The 12,811-nt window shown below is 36.1% G+C and carries 8 protein-coding genes; 3 read left to right on the forward strand and 5 right to left on the reverse strand.

The window, feature by feature from the left end; all coding sequences use genetic code 11:
* Window positions 1-48 precede the first annotated feature (48 nt).
* Complete coding sequence (gene lipB, locus NLM59_RS10350) at window positions 49-810, forward strand: lipoyl(octanoyl) transferase LipB (protein WP_304417709.1); 762 nt, start codon at window positions 49-51, stop codon at window positions 808-810.
* Between the two features lie 20 nt (window positions 811-830).
* Here the strand turns inward: lipB and trpS are convergent, their stop codons facing one another.
* From trpS to ileS, 4 genes are all read right to left on the reverse strand, one after another.
* Window positions 831-1,802, reverse strand: a complete 972-nt coding sequence (gene trpS, locus NLM59_RS10355; RefSeq protein WP_304417710.1) for a tryptophan--tRNA ligase — start codon at window positions 1,800-1,802, stop codon at window positions 831-833.
* Between the two features lie 30 nt (window positions 1,803-1,832).
* Complete coding sequence (locus tag NLM59_RS10360; RefSeq protein WP_304417711.1) at window positions 1,833-2,477, reverse strand: lipoprotein signal peptidase; 645 nt, start codon at window positions 2,475-2,477, stop codon at window positions 1,833-1,835.
* A gap of 84 nt (window positions 2,478-2,561) precedes the next feature.
* Window positions 2,562-2,942 (reverse strand): TraR/DksA family transcriptional regulator, encoded by a 381-nt coding sequence (locus NLM59_RS10365; RefSeq protein WP_304417712.1) that lies wholly within the window; start codon window positions 2,940-2,942, stop codon window positions 2,562-2,564.
* Window positions 2,943-2,947: 5 nt separating this feature from the next.
* Window positions 2,948-6,343, reverse strand: a complete 3,396-nt coding sequence (ileS, locus tag NLM59_RS10370) for an isoleucine--tRNA ligase (RefSeq protein ID WP_304417713.1) — start codon at window positions 6,341-6,343, stop codon at window positions 2,948-2,950.
* A 194-nt stretch (window positions 6,344-6,537) separates the two neighbouring features.
* Between ileS and NLM59_RS10375 the strand changes: the two genes are divergently transcribed.
* Window positions 6,538-6,966 (forward strand): hypothetical protein, encoded by a 429-nt coding sequence (locus NLM59_RS10375; protein WP_304417714.1) that lies wholly within the window; start codon window positions 6,538-6,540, stop codon window positions 6,964-6,966.
* Between the two features lie 160 nt (window positions 6,967-7,126).
* On the opposite strand, the gene NLM59_RS10380 is transcribed toward NLM59_RS10375, so the two are convergent.
* A complete protein-coding gene (locus tag NLM59_RS10380; protein ID WP_304417715.1) occupies window positions 7,127-8,824 on the reverse strand; it encodes a 3-ketosteroid-delta-1-dehydrogenase in 1,698 nt (565 codons plus the stop codon).
* Window positions 8,825-9,221: 397 nt separating this feature from the next.
* Here NLM59_RS10380 and NLM59_RS10385 point away from each other — a divergent pair, with 397 nt between their 5' ends.
* The gene (locus NLM59_RS10385; protein WP_304417716.1) at window positions 9,222-12,719 is read left to right on the forward strand and encodes a GEVED domain-containing protein; all 3,498 of its coding nucleotides are present in this window, start codon (window positions 9,222-9,224) and stop codon (window positions 12,717-12,719) included.
* Window positions 12,720-12,811: the final 92 nt, after the last annotated feature.

Raw genomic sequence — 12,811 nt, forward strand, 5'->3', positions numbered from 1 at the left:
AGGTCGGATTTTTTTTATTTCACTAAATTTGAAGCTGTAAATGTTGTTATGAAAAATAAATTAATTCAATTTGAAGACTTAGGTCAATTCCAAGACTACCAAAAGATTTGGGATATGCAAGAAGAAAAATTGCAACAGATTGTAGATATAAAAAAACAAATTCGCGACTGGGAGAGACGTTTAGAAGAGGAACCAGAGTTGCAAACAGAAATTGATAATCAACAAACGCCCAACTTTTTATATTTTGTTGAGCATCCACACGTTTATACTTTAGGTAAATCGGGGGACGAAGCAAACATGTTAGCTAACGAAAAAATGCTCGATGAAATCAATGCTACTTATGTTAAAACCAATAGAGGAGGAGACATCACCTATCATGGTCCGAAACAACTAGTAGCTTATCCGATTTTGGATTTAGCCAATTTTAAGGAAGATATAAATTGGTATATGCGCAGCATGGAAGAGGTGATTATTAAGACGATTGCACACTATGGACTTAAAGGAGAAAGAAGTAAGGGCGAAACAGGTGTTTGGTTAGACGTAGGAACTCCGTTTGCTCGAAAAATTTGTGCTATGGGAGTGAAAGCTTCTAGATGGGTAACCATGCATGGTTTAGCTTTAAACGTAAACACAGATTTACGCTACTTTGATTATATCGTTCCTTGTGGAATTAAAGATAAAAATGTGACCTCTCTACAACGTGAATTAGATCGCGATATAGATATGGATGAGGTAAAGGATTTAGTACTTAAATACTTTGCAGAAGTTTATGAAGCCGATATTAAATCAGCTTCACAAGTTCCACAATAAAATTTTAAAAGTTTTAGGTTTTAATTCTTGAAGCCTAACTTGGTTCTTACGCGGGCAAGTGTTGCATCAGCCACCTTGCTCGCTTTTTTTGCGCCTAAACTAAGCGCTTCATCGATTTCGTGTTTGTTGTTTAACAAATAATCGAATCTCTCTCTAGGCTCCGCGAAAGTATCTAAAATAAGCTCAAATAAAGCTTGTTTTGCATGCCCATAACCATATCCACCACGCTCATAATTAGCTTTCATTTCTGTGATCTGATCTGGGGTCGCTAATAACTTATATAAATTGAAAACGTTACAAGTATTATAATCTTTAGGCTCTTCTAAAGGTGTGCTATCCGTTTCAATCGACATTACTTGCTTACGCAATTGTTTTTTAGGCAAGAAAATATTGATAAAATTACCTCGAGATTTACTCATTTTCTCACCATCCGTACCAGGAATGTACATAGTATCCTCATTAGTTTTACCTTCTGGAAGAACAAAAGTTTCTCCCATTTGATGGTTGAATTTAGAGGCTACATCCCTTGTGATTTCAATGTGTTGCATTTGGTCTTTACCCACCGGAACTACTTCTGCATCATATAAAATAATGTCAGCAGCCATTAAGATAGGATAGGTGAATAAACCCGCATTAACATCTTCTAATCTACCTGCTTTGTCTTTAAATGAGTGCGCAAGCGTAAGTCTTTGATAAGGGAAAAAGTTCAATAGATACCATGTTAATTCAGAAACTTGTGGTACATCCGATTGACGATAGAAAACAGTTTTCTCTGGGTTTAAACCTAATGCTAACCAAGTAGCAGCTGTTTCGTATGTGTTTTGTTGCAATACTTTTGGATCTTTAATTTGAGTTAAAGAGTGTAAGTCTGCAATAAATAAAAAACTTTCGTTTTGTTCTTCGTTTGCCATGTTGATAGCCGGAAGAATGGCACCTAAAATATTTCCAAAATGTGGTGTTCCTGTACTTTGTACGCCTGTTAATACTCTCATGAAAATGATAGATTAGTAATTAATTTAAATCTAGTTTAAATTTTGAGATGGAAGAGTAAAAGCTCTATCCTTAAATAATAATAATAAAATTCCGCCCACAGTGATTGCGCTATCGGCAATATTAAAAACTGGAGCAAAGAAAGTTCCTGATTTACCGCCAATCATAGGAATGAATTCTGGCCAGGTATAATCAAAAAGCGGAAAATGTAACATATCTACTACAGTTCCTTGAAAGAGTGGAGCATATCCAGAAAAGTCTGCTTTAGAAACTTGTCCGAAATAGCCTTGCCATTGCTCAAATTCTTCGTTGTAGGTAGTTCCAGAGTCGAAGATAAGACCATAGAAAGAACTGTCGATTACGTTTCCAAAAGCACCAGCCAAAATCAAAGCTGCAGGTATAATAAAGTAATTTGAAGTGTAAATTTTTACATTTTTAGTCAAAAACCAAGTTCCCCAAATAATTAAAACCCATCGGAAAACAACTAATGCAATCTTCCCGAAAATTCCGCCCATTTGCATTCCATATGCCATTCCTGGATTCTCTACAAAAACCAATTGAAACCAATCTGGAATCACGGTTAAACTCTCTCCTAACTGGAAGTTGGTTTTAATGTAAAATTTAGAAATCTGATCAATTAAGATAATGATAATCGCAATAAGGCCAATCTTCTTCAAACTATATAGATATAAAAAATTATGGCAACAAAGTTAAAATAAATTTAAACTTGATGTTGCCAAAATCTTAATTTTAATAAATGACTACTGTCTGTTTTTCGCCTCGATGCTCAATGTAGCGTGAGGAACTAGCTTCAGACGTTCTTTGCCGATCAATTTACCGGTGACACGACAAATTCCGTAGGTTTTGTTCTCAATACGGATAAGCGCATTTCTCAAATCTCTTAAGAATTTCTCCTGACGAGCTGCTAACTGAGCATTTTGTTCTTTGCTCATCGTCTCAGATCCTTCTTCAAAAGCTTTGAAAGTAGGCGAGGTGTCGTCTGTTCCATTATCTAAATCGTTGATAAATGATTCACGAATAGATTGCAAATCACTCTCAGCTTGCTGAATTTTCTTCTCTATAATCTCTTTAAATTCCGCCAATTCTTTATCAGAGTAGCGTGTTTGTACTTCTTTTGACATATTGTTTAGATTTTGTTTATCGTTATGTGCGAAACAATATCATCAATCTCTATCATATGCTCACTCTCTAGCTTATCCTGAAACGAAATTGAATCTGTTAAAGTTTCGTTACTAAGATAATCTTTATTTTTATTAATTGCAACTTCTAAAGTCGGTTGCGACTCTAAAACAATATTAATTCGATCGGTAACTTCTAGACCTGTACTTTTTCTTAAATTCTGAATTCTATTAACTAGCTCACGTGCAATTCCTTCATGAATTAAATCATCGTTCAATGTTGTGTCTAATGCAAGTGTTAAATTTCCATCAACAGCAACCACCCATCCTTGAATGTCTTTAGTGATGATCTCAAAGTCTTCAATCGGAAGCGTATGAGTTTCTCCATTAATTTCAATATCATAAGAAGAATTAGCCTCCAATTGGCTGATTGCATTCGAATCCATTTGTTTAATGGCAGCAGCAACTAACTTCATGTCTTTTCCGAATTTTGGACCTAAGCTCTTGAAGTTTGGTTTTGCTTCTTTAACTAAAATATCCGCAGCTTCCTCGTGAGTAATAATTTCAATTTCTTTCACGTTAACTTCTTGCTTTAACAAGCTAGAAATTCTTTTTAATCGGTCAAGCATTTTCTGATCCTGCGCAGGAATCATTACTTTTTGTAATGGTTGACGAACTTTAAGATCTGCTTGCTTTCTCAATGAGAAAATCATGCTCGTTGCACGTTGTGCCAAGTGCGTAGTTTCTTGTAGTTCGATGTCAACAACACTTTCATCATAAGCTGGGAAATCTGCAATGTGTACAGATTCTTCATTTCCAACTACAGACGTTAAATCTCGGTATAAACGATCCATAAAGAATGGAGCAATAGGCGAAGCTAATTTAGCCACACTTACTAAAACCTCATAAAGCGTTTGATATGCAGAAATTTTGTCTTGTGTATATTCACCTTTCCAGAAACGTCTTCTGTTCAATCTTACATACCAATTACTTAAGTTATCCCCAACAAACTCTTGAATAGCTCTTGCTGCTCTTGTTGGCTCGTATTCGGTTAAGTTGGTATCAACTGTTTTAATTAAAGTATGTAGCTCAGATAAAATCCAACGATCTAATTCAGGACGATCTTTCAATGGTATTTGCTCTTCTTGGTTTACAAAACCATCAACGTTAGCATATAATGCAAAGAAAGAATAGGTATTATATAAGGTTCCAAAGAATTTTCTTCTTACCTCATCGATACCTTCTAAATCAAACTTTAGGTTTTCCCAAGGTTGCGCATTGGCAATCATATACCATCTTGTTGCATCTGGACCATAAGTTTCTATGGTTTCAAATGGATCAACTGCATTCCCTAATCGTTTCGACATTTTTTGACCGTTTTTATCTAAAACAAGACCATTCGAAACAACGTTTTTATAAGCAATATTATCGAATACCAAACCTGAAATTGCATGTAGGGTATAGAACCATCCACGTGTTTGGTCAACACCTTCGGCAATGAAATCCGCTGGCGCAATAACATCTAAATCCTCTGATCTCTCAAAAGGATAATGCCATTGAGCATAAGGCATAGAACCAGAATCGAACCAAACGTCGATCAAGTCCGCCTCACGTTTCATTGGTTTGCCGGATGGAGAAACCAAAGTAATTTTATCTACAATGTTCTTGTGGATATCAACTTTGCTATAGTTCTCTTCTGAAAAATCATTTGGAACAAAACCTTTGAATGGATTTTCAGTCATAAATCCAGCCTCAATCGATTTTTGGATTTCGGTCATTAATTCTTCTAAAGAACCAATAATGATTTCTTCTTTACCTTCTTCTGTTCTCCAGATTGGTAAAGGAATTCCCCAATATCTTGAACGAGATAAGTTCCAGTCTTTTGCCTCAGCTAACCAGTTTCCAAATCGACCTTCTCCCGTAGATTTTGGTTTCCAATTAATTTTTTTGTTTAATTCAACCAATTTTTCTCTTTGTTCAGAAATTTTAATGAACCAAGAATCTAATGGATAGTATAAAATTGGTTTATCAGTTCTCCAACAATGTGGATAACTGTGTTTGTATTTTTCTACTTTAAAGGCACGATTTTGCTCTTTTAATAGAATAGAGATTTCAACATCAATTGATTTCTCTGGAGCTTCGCCATCGTCGTAGTATTCATTTTTAACGTATTTACCACCAAATGGAGCTGGTAAACTTTCTATAAATCTACCTTGCAGATCAACCAAAGGAACAGGATTCTCTTGATCATCTAAAACCAACATAGGTGGAATATCATTTTCCTCAGCTACCTTGGCATCATCCGCACCAAAAGTAGGAGCCGTATGAACGATTCCTGTACCATCTTCAGTCGTTACGAAATCTCCAGGAATCACACGGAATGCTTTTTCTGGATTTATATAAGGAGTCGCCCAAGGAAGTAGTTGTTCGTATTTAGTTCCAACTAAGTCAGATCCTTTAAATTCTTTAATTACTTCAAATGGAATTTTTTTGTCTCCTGCTTTATAATTCGTGAAGTCTTCTTCAGATTCCGCTGCAAAATAATTCTTACTGAATTGATAGTTTAATAATGATTTTGCTAGAACCACTAAAATAGGTTCGTGTGTATATTGGTTGTAAGATTTAACTAAAACATAGTCAATCTTGTTACCTACCGTCAATGCCGTGTTCGATGGAAGCGTCCAAGGAGTGGTCGTCCATGCTAATAAATACACATCGGCATCGATATCATTAAATAAATCTGTGCTGTCTTTTTTAACCTTAAATTGAGCTACAGCCGAAGTATCACTAACATCACGGTAAGTTCCTGGCATATTAAGCTCATGTGAACTCAGACCGGTACCCGCTTTAGGTGAAAAAGGTTGAATTGTATAACCTTTATACATAAGGTCTTTGTTGTAAATCTGCTTCAACAACCACCATACAGATTCCATATATTTAGGCTCGTAGGTGATATAAGGGTCATCTAAATCAACCCAATATCCGATGCGCTCGGTTAGGTCGTTCCAAATATCGGTATAGCGCATAACCGCTTCTTTACAAGCTTGGTTATAATCTTCGATAGAAATTTTGGTTCCGATATCCTCTTTGGTGATTCCTAATTCTTTTTCAACACCAAGCTCAACAGGAAGACCATGCGTATCCCATCCGGCTTTACGCTTAACTTGTTTTCCTTTTAGGGTTTGATATCTACAAAAAATATCCTTAATCGCACGAGCTAAAACGTGGTGAATTCCAGGTTGTCCATTCGCCGAAGGTGGTCCTTCGTAGAATAGGTATGGCTCGTTACCTTCTCTGGTGGTGATACTTTTCTCAAAAGTTCTATCCTTCTTCCAAAAGGATAATTCTTCTTCTGAAATCTTCACTAAATCCAGATGATTGTATTCAGGAAATTTATTTCTCATATCGCTCTTTAAGTGTAGTATTTATAGATGAGTGCGAATTTATGAATTATTTATAAATTAAGTAGTGAGCCTAAGAGTATTATTTAATTCTATAATATAATGGCATTTAATAAAAATTAAGTTTAATTCAAAAAAAATGTTAATTGTATTCAAAGATTTAGTAATTTTGCTAATTGAAATTAAAAAACATTGAAATGAAAAAAGTATTATTATCTTTAGCAGTAGTTGGTTTCTTCGCATTTACTTCTTGTAAATCAGAAGGTGAAAAAACAACAGTTGAAACAGAAGTAGAAACAGTTGACGGAGAAAACGTTGCTGATGCACAAGAGGCTTTAAACGCTGACGTAAAAGAAGCTCAAGACGCTTTAAACGAAGCTACTAAAGAATTAGAAGAAGCAAAAGCAAGTGGAGACGCTACATTAGTAGAAGCTGCTGAAGCTAAAGTTGCTGAATTACAAGCTAAAGTTGACGAAGTTCAAAAAGCTGCTGGTGATGCAATCCAAGCTGTTGACGGAGCTGTTGAAAACGCTGACGATATGTTAGACGCTACAACTGACGCTGCTGAGGAGCAGTTAGAGAACGTTGAAGACGCTGCAGAAGATTTAAAAGATGCTGTTAAATAATTTTTAACACACAAAAAAACACAAAGTGCCCCTTCTGTAAGAGGCACTTTTTTTTTGCTCAAAACTCAAATGAAATTTAAATACTAAAACTAAAAAAGCCACTTCTTCAATGAAATGGCTTTCTAATATTAATTAAATATTATTTAAATCCACCTGGACTTTAGGACTCAGCAATATGTTTTGCAGCAATATATCCAAAAACAATTCCCTGACCGATGGTGGCTCCTGCACCTGGATAAGATTTACCAAATACGTTGGCTGCATTATTACCAATAGCATATAAACCATCAATTACGCTACCGTCTGGGCGCAAAGCTCTACCTAATTCATCGGCTTTAATTCCGCCACAAGTACCTAAGTCAGATAAAACCATCTTAACTGCATAGAGTGTTTTAGAAGAATCTAATGGGCGTAAATTTGGATTTGGTTTTATAGTTGGATCACCATAATATCTATCATACGCACTATCTCCACGCTGGAATTCTGTGTCTTTTCCTTTTTCGGCCATTTGATTAAACTTCTGGAAGGTTGCTTCAAACTTTTCTGCTGGAACTCCAATCGCTTTGGCTAAGGCTGCTGGTGATTCTGCTTTATGCACAATTCCTGCCTCGTACCACTCTTCAGGGAAAGGCGCATAAGGGAAAACGGATCCACCAAATAAATAGCTATTCTTGTATTTAGTATCCAATATAATGTACATGTCATCAATGGGACGACCTTCCTTTTCTAGTTCAAAAATCTTTTGCCCAAAGGTCATATAATCTGTTGCTTCATTGATGAATCTCTCTCCATCTTGATTAATAATAAAACTACCCGGCAATGAACGTTCGGCTAACATTACTTGAACTTGTCCTCCTTTTTTGAAAGGAGCAATCGCCGGGAACCACCAAGCTTGATCCATTAAAGCCTTATCAGCTCCAATTTTTTCTGCTATTTTAATTCCATCTCCTGTATTGCCTTCGGCACCTAAACTATATTCTCTTTTGCTAAATCTATCTGAATTATGCTTAATACGCATTTCTTGATCGTGGTCAAATCCACCAGTTGCGAGAATTACTCCTTTATTAGCGCGAATTGTAACTTCTTGGCCATCTTGAACTGCTTTGACACCTACGATACGATCATTTTCATACATCAATTCTTTCATTTCCGTGCGAGTCCAAACAGGGATATCCGCATCAATAACTGCTTTAAATAATCCCGCCGCCAAGGCTTGTCCACCTGCTTGATAGTTTTTTCCAAGGATTTTTCCCCCAACACCTTTAGATAAGTTTTTTAAGATTATAGGCAAAGCTTGAAACGGCATTCTCATCATTAGATTCAAACGCTTATAAGCATAACCAGTAATAGGCATTGGAACAGAAGCCTCCATCACTCCAGGTCTGAATCGATTAAATTCTTCGCCTAAAGAAGCTACGTTAAAAGGTTTGTATTCAACACTTCGCCCCATAGGCTTACCTCCTGGGTTTTCTGGATGATAATCTGAATAACCCTTAGACCACATAAAATCTAAATCGGTGTTTTCTCTTAAAAAATTAACTGCGGGATCACCATACTCCAAAAATGCATTCCATCGCTTTTCAGGTGAATCTTGGGCTAGAGTAGATAGGTAGGTTTTTCCTTCTTCTAAAGTGTCTTTTTGGCCTTCTTCTAATAAAACTGAGTTCGCAGGAATCCAAAAAGCACCACCCGATCTAGCTACAGAACCTCCCACAACTTCGGTTTTCTCGATAATTAAAGTGCTTAGACCTCCGCTCTTAGCTTTTAATGCTGCCATCATTCCTGTACCAGACCCTACAACTAATACATCGACATTTGTGTCTTTAGCTTGAGGTCCTTTTCTAATTTCTTTACTCATTTTATATTATGTTTTTTATTTAAGAGATATCAAAATTGGAAATCTTAAATATGTTCCAAGTTTTAATAAGACTTTATGCTTGCAAATTGTATTCCTTAATAACTGAAAACTAGTTTGAGATGAAACTAAGTAGTTGATAAAGTGTAGAGTATTTTCTTTTAATTAAAAAATACTTAGAATATCAACTTCAAACTTTATGAGTTTAACTTAAATGTTAAAACATTGCTTTGAAAACTTTCTAAATTCAAGCCTCTTATGAATTGTTAAATTATGAATTATGAAAATAAATAGTTGAATTATTGTTGTTTTATGAGTAATTAAAACTATTTAATGAGCAAGTTTTAGTTTTTATAATTATTTCTTAAGTTTGAAACTAAACGTTAAAAAAAATTAAATTATGAGAAACTTTTACTTCTGGACCTTAAGTGTGCTTTGTAGTACCTTGATGTTCGGTGTTTCCAACAATTCAAACCTTGAAACCAACTCCTCCTTTGGGGCGTGGTATCAAGCAAAGACTTTAAGTCTAGAAAATTCATTAAATTATCAAGGTAACTTCAACCATGTGTTTTTCAGGAATAGCGCATTTGCTATGTCTGACTATTGTATACCTTCGGCAACTGTAACTTCAAGATATATTAATAATTTCACAACTGAAGGCGGGCATCAATCTGTTTCTAATCTTGATTCAGGTTTCTCCCCAGACGGATATGGTGATTTCACCGATATGGTCGTAGAACAGGGGCAAGGCGGTGCAGTTAACTTCTCGGTTAATGTAAGTGGAGGTTCTGCTGGTTTCAGAATCTGGGTTGATTGGAACCAAGATGGAACTTTTGCAGCAGATGAGGTTGCTTTTCAGACCAGTTCATATTCATTAAGTCATAGTGGATCATTTGAAGTTCCACAGGACGCTATGTTGGGTTCGACAAGAATGAGAATTGTTAGTCACTGGTTGAGTACAACTGGTGATATAGCACCTTGTGCAACAGGATTTTTATATGGTGAATTCGAAGATTACACTTTTATTGTAACAGATGTGTCAGCTTACGATTGTCCTGTATTAGAAGCTAACATTGGTGCTGCATGTGATGATGGGAACCCAAATACAAATAATGATACGGTAAATGAAGATTGTGAATGTGTTGGTATTCCTGCGGCTGATAATGATGAAGCGTGTGACGCAACTGCTTTAACTTGTGGAGATGTAATTACACAAAGTTTAATCGGAGCTTCTTCTTCGATAGAAGATAGCTGTAATGGAAGTGGATCGTCTGATGTTTGGTTTAGTTTTGTTGTTGACGGAACTCAAAAAGTAACAGTTGCCGAAACTTCTTCATTCGATGCTATTGTGCAATTATTTATAGGTGATGATTGTGGTAACTTAGTTGAAGCAGGAGCGTGTTCTGATATTACGGAAAACTATACGGTTACTGAGCCTGGAACTTACTATTTTAGAGTTCGTCCATACTCTTCGTTAAATAATGAAGCAGAGATTACCGTAAGTTTAACTTGTGAAGACTTCGACTGTTCGAGTTTAAATGCGGATATAGGAGATTCTTGTGATGATGGTGATCCAAATACATTAAACGATGTAATAACTGAAGATTGCGAATGTCAAGGAACGCCTTTAGCAGAAAATAATGAAGCTTGTAACGCAACAGAAATAACTTGTGGAGAGGAGATTTCTCAAAGTTTGGTAGGAGCAGTTGAAACACAAGAAGATACTTGTTATGGAAGTGGAACTGCAGATGTATGGTTTAGCTTTACAACAGATGGAACTCAATTATATACAATTGCTGAAACTTCGGCATTTGATGCAGTGGTTCAATTATTTATGGGTGACGATTGTGGTAATTTAATCGAAGTTGGAGCTTGTTCTGACTTTAATGAGTATTTTACAGTTTCTGATGCTGGAACTTATTACTTCAAAGTTAGACCTTATTATTCTTCAGGAAACTCAGGTAACATTACGGTTAGCTTGACTTGCGAAGGATTTGATTGTCAGGAATTGTCTGCAAATATTGGAGACGCTTGTGATGATGGAAATCCTAATACTGCAAATGATGTGGTGACTGAAGATTGTGAGTGTGTTGGTGTTCCAGCGCCTGTAGATAACTCTTGTGCAAATCCTATTGCATTAGCTTGTGGAGAGGAGCCTGTAACTTATTCTTCTGCTAGCTCTACCAATATTTCACCAGATGGATGTAGTATCGGAAATAATGGATTATGGTTCTCATTTGAAGGAACGGGTGCGGCAATTACGATTACATCTATGGCAAGTTTTGATCATAAAATGTCTATGCAAACTGGATCTTGTGATGATTTAACTTTTATCGCATGTAAAGACGGTACTATAAATGAGGAAATCTACACGTTAGAATCTACAGTTGCGGGTGAAATGTACTACGTTTATATCGCACATTATAGCTCATATACTAACGCAACAGGAAGTATTTCTGTTAGTATAGATTGTGCTGAAGTGCCAGATTGTACAGCTCCAACCTTAAGTTTAACAACTCAAGATGCTAATGGTGATGAAATCGATTGTTTAGATGCAGATGGTGAGTTCTTTGTTGTAGCTAGTCTATCTGGTGGATCAGGAAATGATAACTACAGTTTATCTGCCAATGGTGGTGAGGCTGTTGAAGTAGCAGCTGATGCTTCGCATACTTTCGGTCCTTTTGCGGCAGGAACAGATGTAGAAGTTGTAGCAACTGGTGTTGAAGATAATTTATGTAGTGTAACAGAAGCAGCTGATGCACCGGCTAATTGTCCTCCAGTAAACGAAACTTGTGATGGTGCAATTGCTTTAGAATGTAATGCAGAACCTGTAACGTATTCTTCGGCTGGTTCTTCAGCGACTTCACCAAGTGGATGTAATTTAGGAAATAACGGAATTTGGTTCTCGTTCGAAGGAACAGGAGCTGATATTAGCATTGTTTCATCAGCTAGTTTTGATCACGAAATGTCTATTAATACAGGTACGTGTGATGCTTTAGTGAATGTCGGATGTAAAGATAGTTCTACAGGAGAGGAAACATATACAGTAGAAGATACGGTAGAAGGTCAAATGTACTATGTATATATTGCTCATTGGAATGTTGGAAGTACAACTACAGGTACAATCACTATTGCTATCGAATGCGAAGAAGTTGTAGTTGATGATGTTGTTGCACCAACAGTTGTTACACAAGATGTGACAGTAGAATTAGATGAAAATGGAATGGCTTCAATTTCAGCTGACGAAGTTAATAATGGTTCTTCTGATGATGTAACTACAAGCGAAAACTTAGTTATGAGTTTAGATGTAACAAGCTTTGATTGTTCAAATGTTGGTGAGAATACAGTAACTTTAACTGTAACTGATGAGGCTGGAAATAGTGCAACAGGAACTGCAGTTGTTACGGTTGAGGATAACTTGGCGCCAGTAATTACAACTGAAGATTTAATGATTGGATTAGAAGGTAATGCTTCTGTTTCTATCATGGTTGAAGATGTTGCAACGGCTACAGATAACTGTGGTGGTGATGTAACTATTACTTTAAGTCAAGATGAGTTTACTGAATTAGGAGAATATACGGTAACGGTTACTGCTACGGATGCTAATGGAAATACATCTACGGAGACAGTTACTGTAACGGTAGTTGAAACTATGGGTGTTAACGATTTTGCTTCTAGAAAAGGAGTTGAAGTATATCCAAACCCGTCTAGCGATTTTGTTCAAATCAAGTCTGATGTTGAAGTTGATTTTGTTCAAGTTTATAGCTTAACAGGTCAATTAGTTAAAACTGTAAAATCGAATAAAGTTGATTTAAGAGGTTTTGTAAGTGGAAACTATGTATTGAAAGTTCAAACAAAAGATGGTGGACAAGTTTCTAAGAAATTAATCGTTAAATAATTTCATATAAATGTTGAAAGGCTCCTTCGGGGGCCTTTTTTTATGTCTAAAAACAAGTGATTTGGTGTAAATGTGACCTTCAAACTAGAAGA

The sequence above is a fragment of the Profundicola chukchiensis genome, from assembly GCF_029664245.1.
GTDB lineage: Bacteria > Bacteroidota > Bacteroidia > Flavobacteriales > Weeksellaceae > Profundicola > Profundicola chukchiensis.

Bases quoted from the DNA above. Each gene is read 5' to 3' on its own strand.
- NLM59_RS10365 (WP_304417712.1), bottom strand. From the start codon at position 2,942: ATGTCAAAAGAAGTACAAACACGCTACTCTGATAAAGAATTGGCGGAA.
- NLM59_RS10375 (WP_304417714.1), top strand. From the start codon at position 6,538: ATGAAAAAAGTATTATTATCTTTAGCAGTAGTTGGTTTCTTCGCATTT.
- ileS (WP_304417713.1), bottom strand. From the start codon at position 6,343: ATGAGAAATAAATTTCCTGAATACAATCATCTGGATTTAGTGAAGATT.
- lipB (WP_304417709.1), top strand. From the start codon at position 49: ATGAAAAATAAATTAATTCAATTTGAAGACTTAGGTCAATTCCAAGAC.
- NLM59_RS10385 (WP_304417716.1), top strand. From the start codon at position 9,222: ATGAGAAACTTTTACTTCTGGACCTTAAGTGTGCTTTGTAGTACCTTG.
- NLM59_RS10380 (WP_304417715.1), bottom strand. From the start codon at position 8,824: ATGAGTAAAGAAATTAGAAAAGGACCTCAAGCTAAAGACACAAATGTC.
- trpS (WP_304417710.1), bottom strand. From the start codon at position 1,802: ATGAGAGTATTAACAGGCGTACAAAGTACAGGAACACCACATTTTGGA.